The following is a 21331-nucleotide window of genomic DNA, read 5'->3' as shown; positions in this document are numbered from 1 at the left end:
ACCGGCCAAGCCATAGTGATTTCGTACGGCGTTTGCGGAGTGTAGGGAGGTTACCGTCCGTTATCATATTTGATGAGTTGACGCGTCAACTGAAGTGATAGCAGTGTCTACGAGGAAGTATGGCAGCCGCGAACGTCGGTCTGTGGTTCGGCTACGTCACGCTCCTCGCAGTATCCATAGCGACACAGATCGCCGTCGGCTACTGGGTGTACGCGCGGCAGTGGGACCGGGACGGGGCGCGCTGGTTCCTCGCCTTCGTCGTGAGCGGTATTCTCTGGACGGCAGGCATCTTGCTCTACCTGTTGCCGGTCGGTCAGGGCACCCAGCGGGCGGGGTTCGTCGTCGCCACAATCGGGTCGATAGTACTCGTCGTCGCGTTCGTAGCCTTCGTCTCGACGTACATCGGTGACGACTTACACCGGAGCCGGGCAGTTCAGGCCATTCTCGCCATCTCCGTCGTCGCCACCATCGTTCTCGGTGTGACGAACTCGTCGCATCATCTCATGTTCACCTCGTTCACCCAGCGAGTCGAGCCGTTTCCCCATCTCGTCGTGGACCGCGGCATCGCGACGACGACGATACTCACTGTCGTCCAACTGTTCGCTTTCTATGCGGCGTACAGGATGGCGAAGTCCTTCCTCGCGAGCGGGCGACGGTCTGCCGCACAGTTCGCTCTGTTCATCCTCGGTGCGTTGCTCATCGGTACGCTCGACATTATCGGTCTCTACACCGACGTGATGCCGGTCGACGGGTTCACTCACGCGGTGTTCGGCCTCATTCCGTTCCACCTGCTCACGATTATCGCGCTGTTCCGGTTCCGACTCTTCGACGTGAAGCCGGTGGCACGGAACACCATCATCGAGAGCCTGCGGGACCCCGTGGTCGTGCTGGACGACCGGAACCGCGTCGTGGACTACAACGACGCCGCGACCCACGTCTGGCCCGACATCGACGAGCGGTCCCCCGCGACGTTCGAGTCCGTCTGCCCGGCACTCGCCGCGGAAGTCAGCATCCCCCCGGCGGCCGAGGGGGAGACCGAGCAGGTCTCACTGACCTACGACGGTCAGGACCGCCACTACTCGGTGACGATCTCCACTGTCGCCAACAGTGGCAACCGGACCGGGTGGTACGCGGTCCTCCTGCGTGACATCACCGAGCTGGAACAGTCCCGGTGGCAGCTCGAAAAGCAGAACGACCGCCTCGACCAAGTGGCCTCGACTATCTCTCACGACCTGCGCAACCCTATCAGCGTCATCACCGGCCAAGTCGAAATGATGGACAGCCGTCTCGACCGAGCCGACCTCGGCCACGAGACCGAAGCGTCTCTCCGCGAGGAAATGAGCGAGGTCGACGGAGCCGCCGACCGGATGCAGGACATCATCGACGACATCCTCACCATCGCCCGCGAGGGCAAAACCGTCGAGGACACCGAGAAGCTCTCGCTCGCGGCCGTCGTCCACGACGCGTGGCGCACCGTCGACACCGGCGACGCCACCCTCACCGTCGCCGACGACCGGGTCTTGCAGGCCGAGCGGAGCAAGCTACTGAGCATCTTCGAGAACCTCTTTCGCAATAGCGTCGAGCACGGCTCGACAGCCCAGAACGGCCCCGACAGCCACGGCGACTACCAACCGGCGGGAGTGACCGTCGAAGTCGCCCCCACTCCCGACGGCTTCACCGTCACCGACGACGGCCCCGGCATCCCCGAGAGTCACCGCGAGAACGTCTTCGAGTACGGCTACACCACCACGAGGGCGGGTACCGGCCTCGGCCTCTCCATCGTCCGCACCATGGCCGAATCCCACGGCTGGACCGTCGAACTCGACGACGACTACCACGACGGCACCCGCTTCGTGTTCCACGGCGTCGAGGGAGAGACCGTGGACCCGGACTCTCAGCTTCGGGAAGCCTGACGAGGATGCCGTTTCTCAGCTGTGAAAACCGAGCCACATTGAAGTGCGAGTGAGACAGAGGCTTGACAATGGCGGTGTATAGTGGGCTGTGGCTGGCGTTCGTCGGCATTCTCGTCGCCACGTTGTTCACCCAGTTCGTCGTCGGGTACTGGGTCTACACCCGCCGCGGTGCCCAGTCCGGCGCGACGTGGTTTCTCGTCATGGACGCGACCGGTGTGGTGTTCGTCGGCGGAGCCCTGCTGTTCTTGCTACTTCGGGACCCGAGCGCGCAACAGACTGCGTACATGGTCGCTGGCGTCGGGTCGATGGCGACCATCAGCGCGTTCGTCGTCTTCGCCTCGAAGTACACGGGTACCGGCCTCCACCGGAATCGTGCGGTGCAGGCGACGCTCGTCGCCATCGTCGGCGGGTATCTCGTCCTCGCGCCGACGAACGCCTCCCACGGCCTCCTGTACGCCGATTTTACGCCAGTCACGGAGCCGTTCCCCCACCTCCTCGTCGAGCGTGGCATCGTCTTCCACGCGATGGTTACCGTCATCCAAATCCCGGCCTTCTACAGCACCTACCTGATGGGGAAACACCTGCTCGCGACCCGGCAACAGGCCGGCCAGCAACTCGCCTTCCTCATCGTCGGCGCGTTCTCCATCGGGATTCTCGACCTGCTCAGTATGTGGACGGACCTGTTCCCAGTCGACGGGTTCACGTACGCGCCGTTCGGCATGTTCGTCTTCTACGTGTTCACCGCGTTCGCGCTGTTCCGATTCAGCCTACTCGACGTACAGCCCATCGCGCGAAACACCGTCATCGAGAACCTTCGGGACCCGGTTCTCGTCCTCGACGCGGAGGGCTGTATCGTCGATTACAACGGGGCGGCCACGGCCGTCTGGCCGGCTATCGAGGAGAGCCTGCAAGAGCGGTTCGACGAGACGTGTCCGGCACTGGCCGATACGATTTCGATTCCGCCGACTACAGGGACGGCCACCGACCGCCTCACGCTGTCGCTCGGCGGCCAGGAGCGACACTACTCGGTCACCGTCTCGGAGGTGTCACGGCGCGGTGAGAGCGTGAGTTGGTACTCGGTGTTGCTCCGGGACGTGACGGAGTTAGAGCGGTCCCGGTGGCAACTCGAAAAGCAGAACGACCGCCTCGACCAGGTGGCCTCGACCATCTCCCACGACCTGCGCAACCCCATCAACGTCGCCACCGGGCACGTCGAAATCCTCGAAGCGATGCTCGACGAAGACGAGGGCCTTCCCGGCGAAGAGAGCGAGACAGCACTCGACCACCTCGACACCGTCAGCGAGACGCACGCACGGATGGAAGCGATAATCGACGACGTGTTGACCATCGCCCGCGAGGGCAAAACCGTCGAGGACACCGAACCCGTCTCGCTCGCGGCCGTCGCTCGTGAGGCGTGGAACAACGTCGACACCGGCGACGCCACCCTCACCGTCACCGACGACCGGACCCTGCAGGCCGAGCGAAGCAAACTGCTGACGCTCTTCGAGAACCTCTTTCGCAACAGCGTCGAGCACGGCTCGACAGACAGTCAGCACTCGGGACGGTCTGACGACAGTGTCGAGCACGGCTCAGCGGAGGTGGCCGTCGAGGTCACTCCCACCCCCGACGGCTTCACCGTCACCGACGACGGCCCCGGCATCCCCGAGGAACACCGCGAGAACGTCTTCGAGTACGGCTACACGACTGCCGACGAAGGTACCGGCCTCGGCCTCTCCATCGTCCGCACTATGGCCGAGTCCCACGGCTGGACCGTCGAACTCGACGACTACGAGGACGGTGCCCGCTTTCGCTTCCATGACGTACTCGGAAGCCCTGCCGCCGGCGCGACGGCGGTGCCGGAGCAGGTTCTCTGACGCGCTATCGCCAGTGGACTACACGGACCCCGCGCACATTTCGAACGTCTGGTGTCAGGTGAAAAATTGAAGTAGCGGAACCAATATACCGATACAGTATGTTCCCGGGGGGGATATCACCGGTCTGGCTCGCGTACCTCGCCGGTCCGGTGGTGACGGTCATCACGGGGAAAGTACTCGTCTACTGGATATACAACCACCACTGGGACAAGCGTGGCTCGAAGACGTTCGCGGGTGTACTGCTCGTCGGGGGGTACTGGCTCTGCTGTCTGTTCGTCCACGTCGCGGTGACGGACACGGAACTCCAGCGGCTGGCGGTTATCGCACAGAGTATCGGTGCCTTCGCGTCGATAGCGGCGTTCAGCGTGTTCGCGTCCGTCTACGCGGCCCGTGGCTTCCACCACCGACGCTGGTTCCAACTCGCCCTCTACGGAAGCCTCGGCACGTTCGCGCTCTTGGTCGTGACGAACCCCCTGCACAACCTCGCGTGGCGGTCGATTTCACACGTCACCGAGCCGTTCTCCTACGCCATCATCGAGCCGGGCGTCGGTTCCGTCGCCGTCCTCGCCGTCCTCGTCGCGTTGAACGGGTACTGTTGGGTCGCACTCGTCAACTACCTCCTCTCGACCGGAAACGGGTCCGGGACGCAACTCCTGTTGGTCCTGCTGGGTGCGATGTCCATCGCCGTCGCACAACTCGTCGGGTCGTCGGGGTTGGCACCCGCCGACGGCCTCAATCACGCGGCCTACGGGACCGTCGCGTTCGTCGTGTTCTCGACGTTCGGACTGTTCCGGTTCAACCTCCTCGGGCGACTCCCGGTCGCCCGGAAGGCGGTGGTCGAGAGCCTCAACGACCCGGTGTTCGTCCTCGACGCCGAGCACCGAATCGTGGACGTCAACGACGCGTCACGGGCGACGTGGCCGGCAGTCGACGGAAGGAACGGCATCCCGTTCGCACAGGCGTGTCCGACACTCGCAGAGCGCGTCGAGATGCCCGACGGCGGTACCGCGACGGACTCCGACCGCATCTCGGTCACCGTCGACGGACAGACACGGCACTACTCGGTGAACACCACGACGGTGTCGCGGGGGCGTGCCGACGAGGTGCAGTGGTACGTCGTCTTGCTCAGGGAGGTAACGGAGTTAGAGCGGTCCCGGTGGCAACTCGAAAAGCAGAACGACCGCCTCGACCAGGTGGCCTCGACCATCTCCCACGACCTGCGCAACCCCATCAACGTCGCCGACGGCTACGCGCAGTCGCTGGAACTCCGAGTGAAAGACTGGGACATCGAGGCGACCGAGCGCGAGCGGGCGACGGCCGACCTCACCAGAATCCAGGAGTCACTGGGGCGGATGGAGGCGATAATCGACGACGTGTTGACCATCGCCCGCGAGGGCGAAACAGTCGAGGACACCGACTCCATCCCGCTCTCAGTCGTCGCGCGTGAGGCGTGGAACAACGTCGACACCGCGGAGGCATCCCTGACGATCGAAGCCGACAGCATCCTCGATGCGAACCGGAACCGAACCCTGTCGATTCTCGAGAACCTCTTCCGGAACACGCTCGACCACGGTGGGTCGACGGTCACGGTGACCGTCGGTGCGACTCCCGACGGGTTCTTCGTCGCCGACGACGGCCCCGGCATCCCCGTGAGCCACCGAAGCGACGTCTTCGAGTACGGCTACACGACTGCCGACGAAGGTACCGGCCTCGGCCTCTCCATCGTCCGCACCATGGCCGAGTCCCACGGCTGGACCGTCGAACTCGACGACGACTACCACGACGGCACCCGCTTCGTGTTCGGTGGTGTCAGAAGTTTCCCGACGGCCACCGCGTGACCGTCCGTCGCGAGGTGGGACAGTGGACAGCGAAGGTATTTGACGCGCGAGATGAATGTTCCAGTATGCGCGATTTCGTCGTCGTGGGGGCCGGGCCGGCAGGGTCACGGTTCGCCCGGAGAGCCGCGGAGGCGGGCCACGACGTGCTGGTCTTCGAGCAGGGGACTGTCGGGGAGCCGCTGGCTTGTTCGGGACACGTCAGCAGGGATATCTGGGAGTACACGCCACCGGGGGCACGCGAGGAGTTGCTCCAGAACGAGGTGTTCGGAGCGCGGTTCCACCTCGGTGGCCCGGACAGCGAGCCACACCGCTTCTACCGGGACGAGCCAGTCTCGAACGTCATCGACCGGGTGGGACTGGACCGGACGCTCGCGGACGCGGCCCGGGCGGCGGGTGCCGACCTCCATGAGAACCACACCGTCCTGAGCGTGACGGAGGGACGCGAGGGCGTGCGCGTGAGGGTCCGCGGCCCGGACGGCGTCGAGACGCACGCGGCGCGGATGGTCGCAGGCTGTGACGGTCCCAACTCTCGGGTCCGGACCGAACTCGGGTTGCCGGACCCGGACGAGTTGCTCCACGGCGTCCTCGGGTTCACCGACGAACCGGCCGCCGAGGACTTCGTGGACGTTCACCTCACCGTCCCGCGCTTCTTCGCGTGGCGCATCCCGCGGGGCGACGCCGGCGTGGAGTACGGGCTGGCGGTCCCGCCCGGCGGGGACGTGCGCGACCGGTTCGAGTCGTTCACCGCGGCCTACGGCGTCGAACCCGACCGGCGGTGTTCGGGCCTCATCCCCATCGGCCCACCGTCGCGGGTCACCGGCCGCCGGTCGTTCCTCGTCGGCGACGCCGCCGGCCAGACCAAGCCGTTCACCGGCGGTGGCATCCTCTACGGCATGACCGCGGCCGACCACGCCGCACGGGAAATCGACCCGACGGACCCGGGGACGCTCGGGGACTACGAGCGGGCGTGGCGCGACGACTTGCGGACGGACATCCGCCTCGGGCACCTCGTCCGCGCGGGCTACTCGTTCCCGGAACCGCTCCAGCGGGCCGGGATGGCCGCGTTCTCGGGGGAAATCGGCGTCCACATGGACCGACCGAGTACGCTCTTCTCGACGGACCAGCTTCGCGCCCTGCTATCCTTTTAAGTATCACGCACCCGAGGGCGATGTCATGGATGCAGACCGGTTCACCACGGCCGCGGCCGTCGTGGCACTGTTGGGCTGTCCGCTCGCAGCCGTCGCACCGTTCGTCCTGAACGCCGCGCCCGGACCGCGGGGCGGCATCGCGTTCTCGGGGTTGGTCGGCGCGGTATTCGCCGGGTACAACCTCTACGCCATAGCCACGGAGGGGCGACCACAGTTCGCCGCCGCGGTGATGGCGACAGCGTTCGGGACGTGGCTCATCCTCGCACCGCTGCAGTACACCGTCGCGGCACCGCTGACTGCGACGACGCAGTTCGCCGGGATGTTGCTGGCGGCGTTCAGCGGGTTCACCGCGCTGGAGGTACTCGGCGTCGGGCAGTCGGCGGAAGCCGCCGCGAACGCGGGCGAGTAGCCGGCTCAGGTCTCGGCGGACGGATAGGCCGGAAGCCGCGCGGATGTATCGGACCCCTCGACGAAGGGGAGCGCGACGACGGCACCGGCCTGTTCCTCGCCGTCGACGCGGACGGTCACGTGGTCGGCTTCGAGGCCAAACTCCACGAGTGCGAGCGCGAGCGGCTCCTCGCGGGAGGGACTGTCGACGGCGCGGGTCACCTCGCCGACGGCACTGTCACCGGCGAAGACCGCCGCACCGTCGTCGGGGACGGCGTCGACGGTCAGGCCGACGAGTCGCCGACTCGGCTGGCCGCGGTTCTCGACACGGGAGACGACTTCCTGCCCGACGTAACACCCCTTCTCGAAGTCGAGGGCGTTGCGGAGGCCGAGGACGTTCGGGACCTCGCCGTCGAGTTCGGTCGGGAACAGCGGCGTCCCGGCTTCGAGCGTCAGGGACTGCCACGTCCGGTAGCCGAAGGGGGCGGCGTTCATCCCGCGGTTGACCAGCGTGTCGAACACGTCACGGGCGGCGTCGGCGACACAGACGACGACGTACCCCTCCTCGCCGGTGAGGCCGTCGTCGCGGATGACCGTGACACCGGCGTCGCCCATCGACCCGCGGACGAACCCGAGTCGCTCGTCGGGCGAGGCGGCCCCGGTGAGGACGCTCGCTATCTTCTCGGTGGCGTTCGGGCCGTGGACGCCGAAGACGCCGAACTCGTCGGTGGCGACGCGCACGTCCACGTCCTGGATGAACGTCTTCTCGCTCCAGTCCTCGGCCACCTGCTCGGTCCGTTCGGGCGGGAGGAACACGAGGAGTCGCTCGTCGGCGTTGTGGACGTACATGTCGGTCGTGATACCGCCTTGCGGGTCGAGCAGGAGAGCGTAACAGCCGTGGCCGTCTGCGGCCGGGACGCGGTTCGAGACGGCGTTGTCGACGAACTCGACCCGGTCGTCGCCGGAGACGACGACGACGCCACAGGGGGGTTCGGTGACGCCGACGACGTTTCGGACCGCGTGGTGGGTCCGTTCGGGCCGGCCGTAGTGGTCGACCACTCGCTGGTCACCGCGCGTGAGGAACGTGGCGTTGTGGTCGGCGTGGACGCGTTCGAGAACAGTCATTGCCGGACAGTGGCGGCCGGCGGCGTTAAACCTCCCGCTGTCAGACGCCGAGCAAGTCGCGCACTCTGTCGAGGAGGGACTGGTCCTCGTCGGGGTCGTGCTGGCCGATGGCGTGGTCCTCGGGGACGATGACGGTCCGTTTGTCGTCGTCCGTGACCTCGATGAGGCCGTCGGCCTTCAACTCCGAGAGGGCACCTTCGAGGCGGTCGATGTCGGCGTCGACGCGCGAGCGGAGTTCGAAGACCGTCATCCCCTCCTCGCGGCGGTCGGCGAGAGCGTCGAGAACCGCGACCTGTGTGTCGTCCCGGTTGCGGTACTCCCCCTTGGCTCGCATATCATCCAGTTCGGCGGGATGGGTCTTACACTTGTCCCTCCCCCGACGAGCGGAGTTCCGTCCCGGAGACACGCACCACCGACGGGCGGGGCAGGGTCGGGGTTCCGGGGGCGGTCGGTCGCCCAAGCAGTACGCTTATGGTCCGCACAACGAAGTATCGTGTCAATGGCTATCAAGTGTTCGCTACTCGGGCATCGGTTCACCGAGACGGAGGTAGAGGAGGAGCGCGTCGAGGAGGGTAGCGAAGTCGTCATCACAGTCAGAGAGGTCGAAACCTGCGAGCGGTGCGGGAAAGAGCGCGTCGTCACCGAAAACAAGGAGGTGACCTCGCTCGCCGCCGAGGGTGCCACGGAGACCAGTCCGGACGCCGCGGGCGAGCCGACGGCGGAGACGCCGACCGATGTCGGACGGGATGACACCAGCCCGGACCTCGCACCGGACGCGGACGCGGCCGAGGACGACGCCGAGTTCGTCGGTGAGAGCGGCGGTGACGACGCGGCCACCGCGGACGACCAGCGGGACGTGGACGCGATGACGGAGACGGAGCAGGTCGCAGGCGCGGGCGGCACCGACGAGGTAGACGCCCCGGACGACGACGCGGTCATCCTCGACGACAGCGAGACGGAGCGCGACCCCGGCGAATGGCCCGGTGACGAGGACGAACCGGCGACCGAGACGGAGGCGAACACGGCGGCTGTGGCTCCCGGGCAGGACGCCTCGACGGGGGCAAGCGAGGACGCAAGCGAGGAGTGGCCCGACGAGTACGGCTACGAGGAGGAATCGAGCGCGCGCGCCGACGAGGTAGACTGGCCCGAGGAAGACGAGGGCGCGGGCGAGGAGTGGACGCCGACCGAGAGTCTCACCGAGAGCATCGACGGAGCGGAAGTCGAGGCCGCGGGGACCGCCAGCACGACGGCACCCGACGGGACGTTCGTCTGTCCCGAGTGCGGGTTCACCACGTCGGTCGAGGAGTCTTCGCTCCGGGCGGGGGACTTCTGCCCGGACTGTCGCCGCGGGTCGCTCGAACACCGAGCGAGCGACGAGACGCGAAAAGAGTAAAACCGCCCCTGTGCAAACCACTGCCCATGCGAGAATACAAGATGCGCCGGGGCGAGCACCTCGAAGAGCGTGTGCCGGACATGGAAGCGAAAATCGAGGACTACTTCGGCCCCATAACGGACACCCAAGAGTACAAGGGGAGCGACCTCTACGTCGTCGGCGACCCCGACAACCCGGTGTTCGAGCGTATCGTCGCCGGAACCGTCGAGTACGGAAGCAAGAAGGACAAACTCGGCGTCGACTTCGTGGAGCGACCGGCCGAAGACGTCATCGCGGAGGGCAACGCCGACGCCGCGGCCGACGCCGTCGACGCGAAAAACGACTTCCTAGAGGAGTGCACCGGCCGTGACGCGAAGAGCCGCCGCGAGTCGATGAAACGCGCCGTCGAGGACGACGCCGAGACGCCCGACAACGTCTGATACTGCTGGAAGTCACCGCCGTCGGCGCGCAACCAGACCCAGCTCAGCCGTCGTGTTCCTCACGGAGTTTCCGACGCTGTATCTTCCCGGTCGTGGTCTGTGGCAGGTCGTCGACGAACTCGATGACACGTGGGTACTCGTACGCCGCGAGTGACTCGCGCACGAGCGTCCGGATTTCGGCCCGCAGGTCGTCGTCGCCCGTCACACCCGGACCCGGTTCGAGGACTGCCTTGATTATCTCACCTCTAGTCTCGTCCGGGATACCGACGACACCGGCCTGTTCGATGTCGGGGTGTTCGAGGATGGCACTCTCGACTTCGCCGGGGCCGACGCGATAGCCGCTGGTGATGATAACGTCGTCGTCACGGGCTTTGAACCAGTAGTATCCCGCTTCGTCCCGCCAGCCGAGGTCACCGGTGAGGTGCCACTCACCGTCCGGTCCCGAGACGCGGGCCGCCGCAGTCTTCTCCGGTTCGTGCCAGTAGCCCTCGAAGACGATGGGGTCGTCGGACGGACGGACGGCGATGTGACCGACCTCACCGGTCGGCACCCGCTCGCCGGTCTCGTCGTCCACGACGGCGACGGCGTGGCCGGGGACGGGTTTGCCCATGCTTCCGGCCTGCACCGGGAACCAGTCCCGGCAGTTACACACGAGGAGGTTCGCCTCGGTCTGCCCGTAGATTTCGTTGACCGGGACACCGCCCAACTGCTCGTCGGCCCAGTCGAGTATCTCGGGTGTCAGCGGTTCGCCACCGGAACAGATGGCCGACAGTTCGAGGTCGTACTGCTCGGTCGGTTCGTCCACGGCCATCAGCATCCGGATGGCCGTCGGCGGGAGGAAGGCGTCGGTGACGCCGAACTCCGCACAAAGTTCGAAGGCGGTGTCCGGGTCGAACCCGTCCATCGGGTAGCCGACGACCGGCCGCCCGTAGTGCCACGCCGGATAGAGGAGGTCCCCGAGCGCGCCAATCCACGCCCAGTCGGCCGGCGTCCAGAACGTCGAGTCGAACACGTCCCGCTCGAAGTACATGTAGAAGGCCGGGCAGTGCCCGACCCAGAGTCCGTGCGTGTGGCGGACGCCCTTCGGCGGGCCGGTCGACCCGCTGGTGTACATCACGATTGCGGGCGTGTCGGCGTCAGTGTCAGCGATTTCGAGCGTGTCGGTACGGCCCGCGTGGAGCGACGCGAAGGTCGTCGTCTCGTCGTCCCCGCCGACCTGCACGACGTGTTCGAGGTCCGGGCACTGCTCGCGGGCGGCGGCTATCGTCTCGCTGACGCTCTCGTCTATCACCGCGACGGTCGCACCGCTGTCGTCGATACGGTAGCCCAGCGCGTCGACGCCGAACAGCACCGACAGCGGCACCGACACCGCCCCGAGTTTCCAGCAGGCCAGATGAGTCAGCGGGTTCGCGGGTTTCTGCGACACCGACACGGCCACCCGGTCGCCGCGGCCGACACCCAGCGCGGCCAGTCCGTGAGCCACCCGGTTCGACAGGCGGTCGAGGTCCGCGAAGGTGTACGTCTCGCGGCGGCCGTCCGGGTACGCCTGATAGAGGGCAGGGCGGTCGGTGTCGGCGTGTTTCCGCAGGCAGTCGGCGGCGATGTTGTAGCCCTCCGGCAAGTCCCACTCGAAGGTGGCGCGTGCCTCCGCGTAGGTGTCGTCATCGAGCGTGACATACTATACCATGAGAACTATCGACAACCCGGACGGTGATACCCGTTTGGGTTCGTTCTCACGAGGGAATTCGACACTCGCTGGCGGTCAGCGGTTCGCAGTGACGATGTTGTAGGTCCACAGGCCGTCGGTGAGCGTCTCGTGCTGGTAGCGGGCGGCGACGCGGTTCTTCGACTGCGTGTCACTTCGGATGCCGACCCGGTTGAGCAGGCGGCCGACGGGCGCGGCGACGCGACTCGCCCAGTAGAGTCGTCGCGAGGACGGCAGCACCTGCTCGGTGGCGTCCTCGACGCGCACGTCGGTGAACCCGTGGGCTTCGAGCGAGTCCCGGAAGCCCGCGACGCTGTCGAGGTTGGGCACCGCCCAGCCGTCGAGCCAGTGGTCCATCGCCTCGCGTTCGGCGGGTGTCATCGCCGCCGCTGCGCGGAAGCCGTCCGAGAGGACGAGACGGCCGCCGTCGGCCAGCAGACGGGCCGCCTCCGAGACGAAATCCGCCTTGTCCTCGGCGTGGCAGATGGCCTCGATGCCCCAGAGCACGTCGAAGGAGTCGTCGGCGAACGGCGTGTCCGTGAAGTCCGCGCGGGCGAACGCGGTACGGTCGTCGACGCCGCGTTCGCGCGCCAACTCGCGGGCTTTCTGCAGTTGCATCGGCACGAGGTCGATACCCTGTACGGTCGCGCCGCGGTGGTCGCTCACCCAGACGGAACTGCCGCCGACGCCACAGCCACAGTCGAGCATCCGGTCGTCGGCCCCGATGTCGGCCCGGTCGGCCAGCACGCGGTTCAGGTTCTCGACAGCCGCCGCGTGTGACTGGTGGGCCTCGTCGTGATAGCCCGCGTGCAGGCCGTGTGCCGACGAGAGGCCCCAGAACAGGCGGTAGTCGATGTGGCTCTCCGTGTAGTACTCCGCGATGCGAGACGCATCTATCCCCCCCATGAGTTACCCCAACGCCGGGGCGTGGACGTAATTATGTTACGACCGTGAAAGGACTGTCAGTCCTCGTCGTCGACGACTTCGATGCCACGGTTGTTGACCGCGGACGGGTCCAGTCCGACCTCGTTGAGGAAGGTGCGGTACTCCCGTTCGCACTGCTCTGCGTCCTGCTGACGTTCCGACGCGTGGTTACAGAGGTCCGCGAGACTGGCGGGCACGTCGTCGGTGTAAACGATCCAGTGGTTCACGAGGTCCGACAGCCGCCGGATGGGGCTGGTGAAGTGGCCGTAAATCTCGAAGTTGAGGGCGTGGTGGCCGCCGAAGGGGTCCGCCATGTACTTCGCCCGGGGCATCACCTTCATCACGGCCCGCTGAATCTGGCCGAGTTGTCGCTCGGGTGCCTCCTCCAACGTCTCGTTGACCGCGATGCGGGGGTCGTCCTGTGCGGCCGACACCGAGACGCCGTCCAAGTCCTGTATCTCTTGGAGAGCCTCGTTCCACTGGTCGGGGGTCGGCTGTGGGTGGACGCGGTACATCGCTTCGAGGCCGCGGGACCACTGGAGTTCGTGCGTGACGGCCTTGTTGGCCTTGAGCATACACTCCTCGATGATGGTGTGGGCGCGGTCCCGCCGGGGGTTGAGGACGAGCGAGCCGTCGGCCTTGCGCTGTTCGTGGAGGCGGTCGGCGAGGTCCCAGACGAGTTCGCACTTGCCCGCGAGGTCCACCGTCTCGTCCTCCAGCAAGTCGTCGGCACTCCCGGGTTCGTCGAGTAGTCGCTCGGCCTCGGCGTAGGTGAGGCGGGCGTCGCTGCGGACGACGGACTTGTAGATGTCGATAGACTCGTAGGAGAGCGTCTCCGGGTCGAGGTGCATCTCGACGGTGTGGGCCAGTCGGTCCTCGTGGGGGACCAGCGAGCAGACGGTTTCGGCCAGCACCGGCGGGAGCATGTGGACGGTGTAGCCCGGCAGATAGACCGTGTTACCGCGGTCGAGTGCCTCGGCCCACATCTCGCTATCGGGGTGGACGTAGTGGGTCACGTCAGCGATGTGGACCCAGAGAACGGTCTCGTCGTCGCGTTCCTCGATGGAGATGGCGTCGTCGAAGTCCTGTGCGTCGATGGGGTCGGTCGTCCACGTGGTCAGCTCACGGAGGTCTTCGCGCTCGTCGAGTTCGTCCTCGATTTCGGACTGGACATCCTCGGTGCGCTCGGCGGCCTCGTCGAGGACCGACTGGGGGAACTCGTCGGGAATGTCGAATTTCTCGAATAGCTCCTCGCGCTTGTTCGAGAGGTGGCGCGCGAGTTCCGCGTCGATTTCGACCGGCCCCTGCCCTTCGGCGGTCCCGGCCTGCGCTTGGTCGCTCATGACCCGAGGTAGGGGAACCCCACAGTTAGGCGTACCGACCGGTCACGGCTCGCGCTCTTCCGGTGTCCGGTCCTCGGCGAGGGTCCGGAACCGAGTCAAAAACTCCGACCGGTCGTCGGCACCAGCACGGCTCTCGACGAGAAGGGACTCCAGTCCGTCCCGTGGCTGGTGACACAGTTCGCGGTGACAGCCCTTACAGAGGTACTCGAAGTCCTTGTCCACGCGGTCCCAGCGGTCGCCGTGTTTGTCGTACTCGCGGGCATCGGTACGGGCGACAGCGTCGCCACAGGCGATACACGTAACCTGTGTGTCGTCCCGGTTGCGCCGGGCACCCAGCATACCACCGTCTTCGCGCGGTGGTCACTTAGCCCTTACCGAGACGGTTCACCGGACGTTCGCCAGCGAAACCGCGTGGCCACACTCGGCGGTGAGCCACGCAGTGGCGAGCGTGTTGTCGTCGGCCGTCGAGAAGACCGTCACTGTCTCCGGGTCGTCCCAGTCGTCGTACATGCACTCCAGTTCGAACTCCGGCAGTCGGTCGTTCGACGCGGTACTGACAGCCGTTTTGTCGACAACACTCATACTTGACACCTCGGAGCGACGCGCCGGCTGGCACGCCAGCGTTTCGTCTGATTGCAATTCTATCGGTTTGCTACAAAAGTGTTTGCGACAAATTATCATACTTGATAGCACGATGCGGAACGGGCGATTTATGCGGCGAGCGAGCGACGCGTTCGGTATGCAGGTCAAGTCCCGACACCACCTCCGGGCTGACGCCGTCGACGAACTCGAGACGGCACTCGAATCGCAGTTGGGGGTCCATCTCGACGCGGACACCTACGAGAAGGTCGAACTGGACGACAGCGAGTTCGACATCGTGCTGGTCGACGGCGACCCCGCGGTGCTGTACCTCGACGGGGACCCGTTCCTGACCGTCCGTGGCGCGAACGACTACCCGCCAGAGCGCGGCGTCGTCACCGTCGACCAAGGGGCTATCTCGTTCGTCAGCGATGGCGCGGACGTGATGCGACCCGGCATCGTCGAGGCAGACTCGGACATCGAGTCCGGCGACCTCGTCGTCGTCGTCGAGGAGAGCCACGGGAAGGCACTGGCCGTGGGCCGTGCCCGCACCGACGGCGACGACATGGTCGGGTCCGAGGGGAAAGTCGTGGACTCGATTCACCACGTCGGCGACGAGTTGTACGAGTTCTCGGTGTGAGTCCGCGAGCGAAGCGAGCGTCGTTTTGGTCCAGCTTTTGCGAGGAGGGTGTGCGAGCGAAGCGAGCACACCCGACGCAGTAAAAGGTGGTCGGGCGACGAGTTGTACGAGTTCTCGGTGTAGGGGCGGGGCGTCGGTGAGTCTTGCTTCCGCGTCTGACGCATCGCTTGCGAGCGTCCGTCACACGCCGAAACGTGACGGTCTCTGTATGCGTGTCTGACGTAAAACCTATACTTTCCGGGGCCGCCATCGAGACGTATGGGCTTCATGAACAAACTCCTCGGGGAGTCGGGGTCGTCACGGCGGACCGAGGACTACGAGGAACTCGACAGCGTGGCCGTTCCCGAGACTGAGGCGGACACGCAGGTTCACATCGCGCGCATCAGCGACAAACAGGACGTCATCGACATCAAAGACACTGTCTACGCTGGCGACATCGTCATCGCGGACATCACCCGCCACACAACCCAAGACCGGACGATGGAGCAGATTACGGACGAACTCCAGCAGGTCGCCCGTGGCGTCGGCGGCGACATCGTCCAGAAGGACGAAGACCAGATAATCATCACGCCCCGCAGCGTCAAGATTAGCCGCGAGAAGTTGGGTCGGTAACTACGGCACCCGTCGCACGAAGGACGCCGCTGTCAGTCACGGCCACACGACGGAGCGGCCGCGTTCGCTGCGTCTCCGCGGCGAGAACGAACGGCTTACCCACGCCCGGCTACTTCCTCCAGTATGTCACTGGCCATCCGAACGCGGAACCTCGTCAAGGAGTACGAGGACGTGCGGGCACTCGACGGCCTCGACCTCTCGGTCGATTCGGGGGAGTTCTTCGGCCTCCTCGGTCCGAACGGTGCCGGCAAGACGACGTTCATCAACGTGCTCGTCGGGTTGGTCAACCGGACGGGCGGCGAGGCGTCGGTGTTCGGCTACGACGTGGAAAGCGAGTATCGGCAGGCCCGCGACGCCATCGGACTGGCCCCACAGGAGTTCAACGTGGACCGCTTTTTCCCCATCCACGAGGTGCTCGAACACAAGGCGGGCTACCACGGCATCCCGCCCGCGGAAGCGAGTCGGCGGGCCGAGGAGGCACTCCGAACCGTCGGCATCTACGACAAGCGCGACACGCGGTTCGACTGGCTCTCGGGCGGGATGAAACGCCGGTTCGTCCTCGCGCGGGCACTCGTCTCGGACCCCGACCTGCTCATCCTCGACGAACCGACCGCCGGCGTCGACGTGGAGTTGCGCCGGGACCTCTGGGACCTCATCACCGACCTCAACGACGACGGGACGACCATCCTGCTGACGACACACTACATCGAGGAGGCCGAGCGACTCTGTGACCGCGTCGCAATCATGGACGAGGGACGGAAAGTCGAGGTAGCGAGTCCTGACGAACTGATGGACCGTGGAACCGACCAACTCTCCATCGGCCTCAGGAACCCCCCGACGACCCCGCCGGCACTCGAACTGCCCGACGTGCGTGACGTGCGCGTCGAGGACGGCCGCCTCCTCGTCACCGCCACGCGCGGGAGTGCCGTCGTCCCCGAGGTCATCCGTCGCCTCGAAGCGGCGGGGTTCACGGTGAGTGACCTCGACATCAAGCGAGCGTCACTAGAGGACGTGTTCGTCGACATGACCCGGACGGAGGACGCGGTCGAAGCATGAACGGCGAGGCGGACACCGGAACGACCGGAGAGCCGACGGGCACTGGTCGGTCACGCTCCGACGCGAGCGGCGAGCGGAGCGGCCTGCTCGAACGACTCGTACCGACGGGCTTTCGGACCCTGTTCCGGCGGGAAATCCTGCGGTTCGTCCGTCGCCCGCGCAACACGTTCCTCCCGCCGGCCATCACGAACGTCCTCTACTTCTCGGTGTTCGGCGTCATCCTCGGGGGCCGCATCGACGACATCGCCGGGTTCGACTACATCGTGTTCATCCTCCCCGGCCTCATCGTGCTGGGGGCCATCTCGAACGCCTTCGAGAACGCCTCCTTCTCCATCTTCCACGGCCGCTGGAACGACTACATTCACGAGGTTCTGACGTCACCGTTGCCTTACTCCTCGATGGTGCTCGCCTACATCCTCTCCTCGGCGGTCCGTGGTGCCCTCGTGGGTATCATCATCGGCATCGTCGGGCTGTTCTTCACGCCCGTCACCGTCGCCGAACCGCTGTATCTCGTGGCGTTCATGCTCGTCATCTGTCTCCTGTTCGCCAGTTTCGGCGTCGTCGGCGGTCTCTGGGCGCGGGACTTCGACTACCTGACGGTGTTGAACCAGTTCATCGTCCGACCGCTCGTCTTCTTCGGCGGCGTGTTCTACTCGCTGGAGATTCTCCCTCCGCTGTACCGGACGCTCTCGCTGCTGAACCCGATGGTGTACATGGTCAACGGCGTTCGCTACGGCTTCCTGGGCTACTCTGACGTTCCCCCGAACGAGGCGTTACTGGTCCTCTCGGGGCTGACGGTGGCCGTCGTCGCTCTCGACATCGCGCTGTTTCGGCGGGGGTACGGACTGGTCGATTGACCGAGACACGATTCGGCGCGGTACCACACGGGTTCGACCGGCGGAGAGTGTTTTCAAATTCCGGGAAATGAGGGGTGAGATTAAGTGAGGTGCGAGTAAATCTCGTAGTGATGTACGAAACCGTTCTCCTGCCCACCGACGGGAGCGACGTGGCTGCCAGTTCCGTGGAACACGCGGTCGACGCCGCAACCCGCGAGGATGCCGTCGTTCACCTCCTGTACGTCGTCGACGAGAGTGTCGCCAACGCCGCACCGGGGCTGGCGATGGGTGAAGTCAACCAAGAACTCAGAGACGAGGGCGAGCGAGCACTGGCGGAACTCGCCGACGAACTCGAGGCCGCCGGTGTCGAAACAGAGACCGCACTGCGGGAGGGGGGCCCCGACGAGGAGATACTCGGGTACATCGACGAGTTCGACGTGGACCTCGTCGTGATGGGGTCGACCGGCAAGACGGTAACCGAGCGTGACCGTGTCGGCAGCGTGACTGACACCCTCGTGCGAAAAGCACAGGTCCCCGTCCTGTCGGTCCCCGGGGAGTGACCGCTCGGTCGGCCAGCGGCCGGGACCGGCGGACCGGCCACACCCCCGGAGTCTTGTAGCCTGCACGCGAAACGACGGTGATGGGTCACGTACCGGTTGCCTGGCGCGATTTGGTGGCGACAGCGGCCGTCACCGGTGTTCTCGTCGGCGCGTACCTCGTCGTTCCACATCCGGTCGTCCAGTACGGGGCGTGGCTCGTCGTCTTCGCCGTCTGGATGGCGTGGTTCGTGCTGGCCGGCGTCGAGTGGCTCTCGAACCCCGACGGCTGACGCGAAACGGATTTGCACAGCGAGGCCTAGGTGTTCCACGTGACAGACATCGACGCCGACACACTCCTGCCGAGCGGGCGAATGCGCGAACAGGCCGTCGAGGGCGACGTGACCCAGATTCACCGTGGTCAGCAGTACGCCGAGGAGGGGGACACCTTCGAAATCGACGGGACGACCTTCGAGGTCGTCGACATCGGCGAGCGGACGCTGGGCGAGATGACTGACGCGGACGCCCGCGCCGAGGGTGCCCGTGACCTCGACCACTACCGGGAGATTCTCGCCCACGCCCACGAGAACTTCGAGTGGGACGAGGACAGCGAGGTCGTCCGCCACCGATTCGAGCAGCGATGACCCGCCTCGACCGGCGGCAGAGACGGAGTGACGGACCGGCCGGTGTATCGACAGGAATATCCGTAGACATATACACGCCGCGACGAATGGTGAAATAATGCTAGGCATCGAGGAGGACCCCGAGATGAAAGCCGGGGTCGAAGACGTGGACATGTCGGGCAAACGGGTGCTGGTGACGGGGTCGACGAACGGACTCGGACGACAGGCGGCGCTCGCGCTCGGCCGCCTCGGCGCGGACGTCATCGTCCACGGCCGCGACGAACAAGCCGGTCAGAGTGCCGTCGAGGCACTGGAGTCAGTCGGGTCGGACGCGGAGTTCATTGCGGCCGACTTCGCGAACACGGACGATGTCGACCGCCTCGCCGAACAAGTCCGCGAGTCGGTCGACGGACTCGACATCCTGTGCAACAACGCGGGAGGACTGTTCGAGGACACCGAGACGACGCACCTCGGCGTCGAGCGGACCTTCCACATCAACCACCTCTCGCCGTTCCAGTTGACGACCGACCTGCTCGACACGCTCGCGCCGGACGCTCGCATCATCACGACGTCGTCCATCGGCCACCGCGTCACGTCGATGAACCTCGACAACCTCATCGACATGACCAACTTCTCGCCGTGGGCGGCGTACTGCCGCTCGAAACTGGCGAACCTGCAGTTCTCCAACGAACTGGCGCGTCGACTGGCGGCGAGCGGGAGCGACATCACCTCGAACGCCCTGCATCCCGGCATCATTCCCGGAACCGAGTTCTCGTGGGGGCCGGTTCCGGGCGTCGAGCAACTGGGCAGCCTCATCGGCGAACTGCCCCTGACCGACTCGCCCGAGGACGGCGCGGCCACCATCGTCTACCTCGCCGCCTCGGAGGACGTGGCGGGCGTCAGCGGCAAGTACTTCGCGCGGTGTCGGGAGCGCCGTCCAGCCCCGAAGGCGCGCGACGAGGACGAGATGCGCGCGCTCTGGGAACGGAGTTCGAGCCTGCTGGGCATCGACGAACCGCTGGCCGACACCACGGCCTGAGCGGTCACCCGGTCCGCGCCGCGTCGGTTCCCGTGTCGGCGTCGGGCGGGCGCTCGTACCGGACCGGCAACGCCTGCACGCCGTGGAGGAACGGTGCTTCGACGGGTTCGTACGTCGTCTCCACGAGAGAGAGCGACGACACCGACGACAGCAGTTCCTCGGCCGCGACACGCCCTTCGAGTTTCGCGAGGTGGACGCCGAGACAGGAGTGGGGGCCGCGGCCGAACCCGATGTTGGGATTTGGGTCCCGGGCCGGGTCGAACGTGTTCGGGTCGTCGAACACGGCCGGGTCGCGGTTGGCAGCCTGAATCCACGTTATCACGGGGTCGCCAGCGGCGATGTCGGCCCCCGCGACGGTCACGTCCTCGGTGGCGACACGGGCGGCCATCTGGGCCGGCGACCGGAACCGGACGACTTCCTCGACGAGACGGGCCAGGGCGGCGTCGTCGCCGGCGAGGGCGGCCTCACGGGCCTGGTCGAACGCCGCCGGCCGTTCGGCGAGACACCAGACGGTGTTGGCGATGAGGTTCGTCGTCGTGACGTGGCCGGCGACGATGAGTAACCCACAGAGACGGAGCAGTTCGTAGTACGAGAGTCCGTGGTCGGCGGCGAGGAGGTCCGAAATCAGGTCGTCGCCGGGGTTCTCGCGTTTCTCGTCGATAACGTCGCTGACCAAGTCGCCGATTTCCATCACCGCTTCGCCCTGTTCGGCGAGGAACGACTCGACGTCGTCAGCCCCGGCGAGGTCGGGACTGGCGATAGCGTCGTCACTCACGGCTTTCAGTTCCTCGCGGATGTCCGGCGGCGCGCCGAGGAGGCCGGCGATGGTCGAGATTGGGAGCGGGTACGCGAACGACGACACCACGTCGGCCGTCCCTCGCCGCCCGTCGAAGCCGTCGGCGAGTAACTGCCGGGCCGTCGCTCGGATGTCGTCCTCGTGGTCGCGGACCGCCTCCGGGCGGAAGTGCGATTCGACGATGCCACGCTTGCGGGTGTGTTCGGGCGGGTCCAACCCGAGCAGTGTGTCCTTGAACGTCGCGTTCTCGCCGACGAGCGGTTCGTTCGCGAACGTCTCGGGGTCAGAGAGGACGCGCTCTGCCGCATCGTAGGTGAACACGTCCCAACACCCCCTGTCGGGACACCACTGTACCGCGCCCGCCGCGCGTCGCTCGTTGAACCAGTCGAACGGGTCAACGTTCCCCGCCCGTGTCTGCAAGTGGTCGGGAAGGGGGAGCCAGCCGCCGGGGCCACCAGCACTCATGCCACACGTCCACAACGTCCGGCAACATTTGCGTGCCGCCACAGATGTGGGATTGTTTATCACACCACCGAGTGGCTCGT

General features: G+C 66.1%; 22 protein-coding genes and 1 pseudogene. 15 read left to right on the top strand and 8 right to left on the bottom strand.

What is annotated here, in order from left to right:
• Window positions 1-119: 119 nt before the first annotated feature.
• From MUG95_RS10390 to MUG95_RS10370, 5 genes are all read left to right on the top strand, one after another.
• On the top strand, window positions 120-1913 hold the full coding sequence (locus tag MUG95_RS10390) for a histidine kinase N-terminal 7TM domain-containing protein (RefSeq protein WP_247006404.1): 1794 nt from the start codon (window positions 120-122) through the stop codon (window positions 1911-1913).
• A 68-nt stretch (window positions 1914-1981) separates the two neighbouring features.
• On the top strand, window positions 1982-3787 hold the full coding sequence (locus tag MUG95_RS10385; RefSeq protein ID WP_247006402.1) for a sensor histidine kinase: 1806 nt from the start codon (window positions 1982-1984) through the stop codon (window positions 3785-3787).
• 98 nt (window positions 3788-3885) lie between these two features.
• Complete coding sequence (locus MUG95_RS10380) at window positions 3886-5625, top strand: sensor histidine kinase (protein ID WP_247006400.1); 1740 nt, start codon at window positions 3886-3888, stop codon at window positions 5623-5625.
• 65 nt (window positions 5626-5690) lie between these two features.
• Entirely contained in the window at window positions 5691-6773 is a 1083-nt protein-coding gene (locus MUG95_RS10375) for a geranylgeranyl reductase family protein (protein WP_247006399.1), read from the top strand.
• Between the two features lie 25 nt (window positions 6774-6798).
• Window positions 6799-7182: a hypothetical protein gene (locus tag MUG95_RS10370; RefSeq protein WP_247006396.1), complete on the top strand. Its 384-nt coding sequence runs from the start codon at window positions 6799-6801 to the stop codon at window positions 7180-7182.
• A 5-nt stretch (window positions 7183-7187) separates the two neighbouring features.
• Here the strand turns inward: MUG95_RS10370 and ygfZ are convergent, their stop codons facing one another.
• Together ygfZ and MUG95_RS10360 are read right to left on the bottom strand one after the other, a co-directional pair.
• Window positions 7188-8285: a CAF17-like 4Fe-4S cluster assembly/insertion protein YgfZ gene (ygfZ, locus tag MUG95_RS10365; RefSeq protein WP_247006394.1), complete on the bottom strand. Its 1098-nt coding sequence runs from the start codon at window positions 8283-8285 to the stop codon at window positions 7188-7190.
• Between the two features lie 40 nt (window positions 8286-8325).
• Entirely contained in the window at window positions 8326-8619 is a 294-nt protein-coding gene (locus MUG95_RS10360; RefSeq protein WP_247006388.1) for a DUF6432 family protein, read from the bottom strand.
• Between the two features lie 165 nt (window positions 8620-8784).
• Here MUG95_RS10360 and MUG95_RS10355 point away from each other — a divergent pair, with 165 nt between their 5' ends.
• The gene (locus tag MUG95_RS10355) at window positions 8785-9678 is read left to right on the top strand and encodes a DUF7093 family protein (RefSeq protein WP_247006386.1); all 894 of its coding nucleotides are present in this window, start codon (window positions 8785-8787) and stop codon (window positions 9676-9678) included.
• Between the two features lie 26 nt (window positions 9679-9704).
• Window positions 9705-10097, top strand: coding sequence for a DUF5611 family protein (locus MUG95_RS10350; RefSeq protein ID WP_247006385.1), 393 nt, complete (start codon window positions 9705-9707; stop codon window positions 10095-10097).
• Window positions 10098-10140: 43 nt separating this feature from the next.
• On the opposite strand, the pseudogene MUG95_RS10345 reads toward MUG95_RS10350, so the two are convergent.
• The 5 genes and pseudogenes from MUG95_RS10345 to MUG95_RS10325 form a co-directional block, all read right to left on the bottom strand.
• Window positions 10141-11775, bottom strand: a pseudogene (locus MUG95_RS10345) (acetate--CoA ligase); the annotation flags it as partial.
• Window positions 11776-11859: 84 nt separating this feature from the next.
• Window positions 11860-12708 (bottom strand): methyltransferase domain-containing protein, encoded by an 849-nt coding sequence (locus MUG95_RS10340; RefSeq protein ID WP_247006382.1) that lies wholly within the window; start codon window positions 12706-12708, stop codon window positions 11860-11862.
• Window positions 12709-12764: 56 nt separating this feature from the next.
• Window positions 12765-14069, bottom strand: a complete 1305-nt coding sequence (locus MUG95_RS10335; RefSeq protein WP_247006380.1) for an RNB domain-containing ribonuclease — start codon at window positions 14067-14069, stop codon at window positions 12765-12767.
• Between the two features lie 42 nt (window positions 14070-14111).
• Entirely contained in the window at window positions 14112-14408 is a 297-nt protein-coding gene (locus MUG95_RS10330; RefSeq protein WP_247006379.1) for a DUF7562 family protein, read from the bottom strand.
• Window positions 14409-14453: 45 nt separating this feature from the next.
• Window positions 14454-14651: a hypothetical protein gene (locus tag MUG95_RS10325; protein ID WP_247006377.1), complete on the bottom strand. Its 198-nt coding sequence runs from the start codon at window positions 14649-14651 to the stop codon at window positions 14454-14456.
• A 157-nt stretch (window positions 14652-14808) separates the two neighbouring features.
• Between MUG95_RS10325 and MUG95_RS10320 the strand changes: the two genes are divergently transcribed.
• From MUG95_RS10320 to MUG95_RS10285, 8 genes are all read left to right on the top strand, one after another.
• Window positions 14809-15288 carry an RNA-binding protein gene (locus tag MUG95_RS10320; RefSeq protein WP_247006375.1) on the top strand — a complete coding sequence of 160 codons (480 nt, stop codon included), beginning with the start codon at window positions 14809-14811 and terminating at the stop codon, window positions 15286-15288.
• Window positions 15289-15546: 258 nt separating this feature from the next.
• Entirely contained in the window at window positions 15547-15900 is a 354-nt protein-coding gene (locus MUG95_RS10315) for a cell division protein SepF (protein ID WP_247006373.1), read from the top strand.
• A gap of 123 nt (window positions 15901-16023) precedes the next feature.
• Window positions 16024-16956 (top strand): ABC transporter ATP-binding protein, encoded by a 933-nt coding sequence (locus MUG95_RS10310; RefSeq protein ID WP_247006371.1) that lies wholly within the window; start codon window positions 16024-16026, stop codon window positions 16954-16956.
• Window positions 16953-17813: an ABC transporter permease gene (locus MUG95_RS10305; RefSeq protein WP_247006369.1), complete on the top strand. Its 861-nt coding sequence runs from the start codon at window positions 16953-16955 to the stop codon at window positions 17811-17813. The genes MUG95_RS10310 and MUG95_RS10305 overlap by 4 nt, the downstream gene beginning before the upstream one ends.
• Before the next feature lie 110 nt (window positions 17814-17923).
• A complete protein-coding gene (locus MUG95_RS10300) occupies window positions 17924-18352 on the top strand; it encodes a universal stress protein (RefSeq protein ID WP_247006367.1) in 429 nt (142 codons plus the stop codon).
• An 80-nt stretch (window positions 18353-18432) separates the two neighbouring features.
• Entirely contained in the window at window positions 18433-18621 is a 189-nt protein-coding gene (locus tag MUG95_RS10295; protein ID WP_247006365.1) for a hypothetical protein, read from the top strand.
• Between the two features lie 39 nt (window positions 18622-18660).
• A complete protein-coding gene (locus tag MUG95_RS10290; protein ID WP_247006363.1) occupies window positions 18661-18972 on the top strand; it encodes an ASCH domain-containing protein in 312 nt (103 codons plus the stop codon).
• A 97-nt stretch (window positions 18973-19069) separates the two neighbouring features.
• Window positions 19070-19990, top strand: coding sequence for an SDR family NAD(P)-dependent oxidoreductase (locus MUG95_RS10285; RefSeq protein WP_247006361.1), 921 nt, complete (start codon window positions 19070-19072; stop codon window positions 19988-19990).
• Window positions 19991-19994: 4 nt separating this feature from the next.
• Here the strand turns inward: MUG95_RS10285 and MUG95_RS10280 are convergent, their stop codons facing one another.
• The gene (locus MUG95_RS10280) at window positions 19995-21251 is read right to left on the bottom strand and encodes a cytochrome P450 (RefSeq protein WP_247006359.1); all 1257 of its coding nucleotides are present in this window, start codon (window positions 21249-21251) and stop codon (window positions 19995-19997) included.
• Window positions 21252-21331 lie beyond the last annotated feature (80 nt).

This window comes from Halorientalis litorea, from assembly GCF_023028225.1.
Taxonomy (GTDB): domain Archaea; phylum Halobacteriota; class Halobacteria; order Halobacteriales; family Haloarculaceae; genus Halorientalis; species Halorientalis litorea.
Note: the sequence above shows the minus strand (reverse complement) of the source record. Positions and strands in the feature narration are given on the sequence as shown.

Coding starts and splice junctions, on each gene's coding strand:
- MUG95_RS10325 (WP_247006377.1), bottom strand. CDS start 14,651: ATGAGTGTTGTCGACAAAACGGCTGTCAGTACCGCGTCGAACGACCGA.
- MUG95_RS10320 (WP_247006375.1), top strand. CDS start 14,809: ATGCAGGTCAAGTCCCGACACCACCTCCGGGCTGACGCCGTCGACGAA.
- MUG95_RS10305 (WP_247006369.1), top strand. CDS start 16,953: ATGAACGGCGAGGCGGACACCGGAACGACCGGAGAGCCGACGGGCACT.
- MUG95_RS10380 (WP_247006400.1), top strand. CDS start 3,886: ATGTTCCCGGGGGGGATATCACCGGTCTGGCTCGCGTACCTCGCCGGT.
- ygfZ (WP_247006394.1), bottom strand. CDS start 8,285: ATGACTGTTCTCGAACGCGTCCACGCCGACCACAACGCCACGTTCCTC.
- MUG95_RS10390 (WP_247006404.1), top strand. CDS start 120: ATGGCAGCCGCGAACGTCGGTCTGTGGTTCGGCTACGTCACGCTCCTC.
- MUG95_RS10360 (WP_247006388.1), bottom strand. CDS start 8,619: ATGCGAGCCAAGGGGGAGTACCGCAACCGGGACGACACACAGGTCGCG.
- MUG95_RS10295 (WP_247006365.1), top strand. CDS start 18,433: ATGGGTCACGTACCGGTTGCCTGGCGCGATTTGGTGGCGACAGCGGCC.
- MUG95_RS10315 (WP_247006373.1), top strand. CDS start 15,547: ATGGGCTTCATGAACAAACTCCTCGGGGAGTCGGGGTCGTCACGGCGG.
- MUG95_RS10370 (WP_247006396.1), top strand. CDS start 6,799: ATGGATGCAGACCGGTTCACCACGGCCGCGGCCGTCGTGGCACTGTTG.
- MUG95_RS10280 (WP_247006359.1), bottom strand. CDS start 21,251: ATGAGTGCTGGTGGCCCCGGCGGCTGGCTCCCCCTTCCCGACCACTTG.
- MUG95_RS10355 (WP_247006386.1), top strand. CDS start 8,785: ATGGCTATCAAGTGTTCGCTACTCGGGCATCGGTTCACCGAGACGGAG.
- MUG95_RS10335 (WP_247006380.1), bottom strand. CDS start 14,069: ATGAGCGACCAAGCGCAGGCCGGGACCGCCGAAGGGCAGGGGCCGGTC.
- MUG95_RS10340 (WP_247006382.1), bottom strand. CDS start 12,708: ATGGGGGGGATAGATGCGTCTCGCATCGCGGAGTACTACACGGAGAGC.
- MUG95_RS10385 (WP_247006402.1), top strand. CDS start 1,982: ATGGCGGTGTATAGTGGGCTGTGGCTGGCGTTCGTCGGCATTCTCGTC.
- MUG95_RS10300 (WP_247006367.1), top strand. CDS start 17,924: ATGTACGAAACCGTTCTCCTGCCCACCGACGGGAGCGACGTGGCTGCC.
- MUG95_RS10310 (WP_247006371.1), top strand. CDS start 16,024: ATGTCACTGGCCATCCGAACGCGGAACCTCGTCAAGGAGTACGAGGAC.
- MUG95_RS10330 (WP_247006379.1), bottom strand. CDS start 14,408: ATGCTGGGTGCCCGGCGCAACCGGGACGACACACAGGTTACGTGTATC.
- MUG95_RS10350 (WP_247006385.1), top strand. CDS start 9,705: ATGCGAGAATACAAGATGCGCCGGGGCGAGCACCTCGAAGAGCGTGTG.
- MUG95_RS10375 (WP_247006399.1), top strand. CDS start 5,691: ATGCGCGATTTCGTCGTCGTGGGGGCCGGGCCGGCAGGGTCACGGTTC.
- MUG95_RS10285 (WP_247006361.1), top strand. CDS start 19,070: ATGCTAGGCATCGAGGAGGACCCCGAGATGAAAGCCGGGGTCGAAGAC.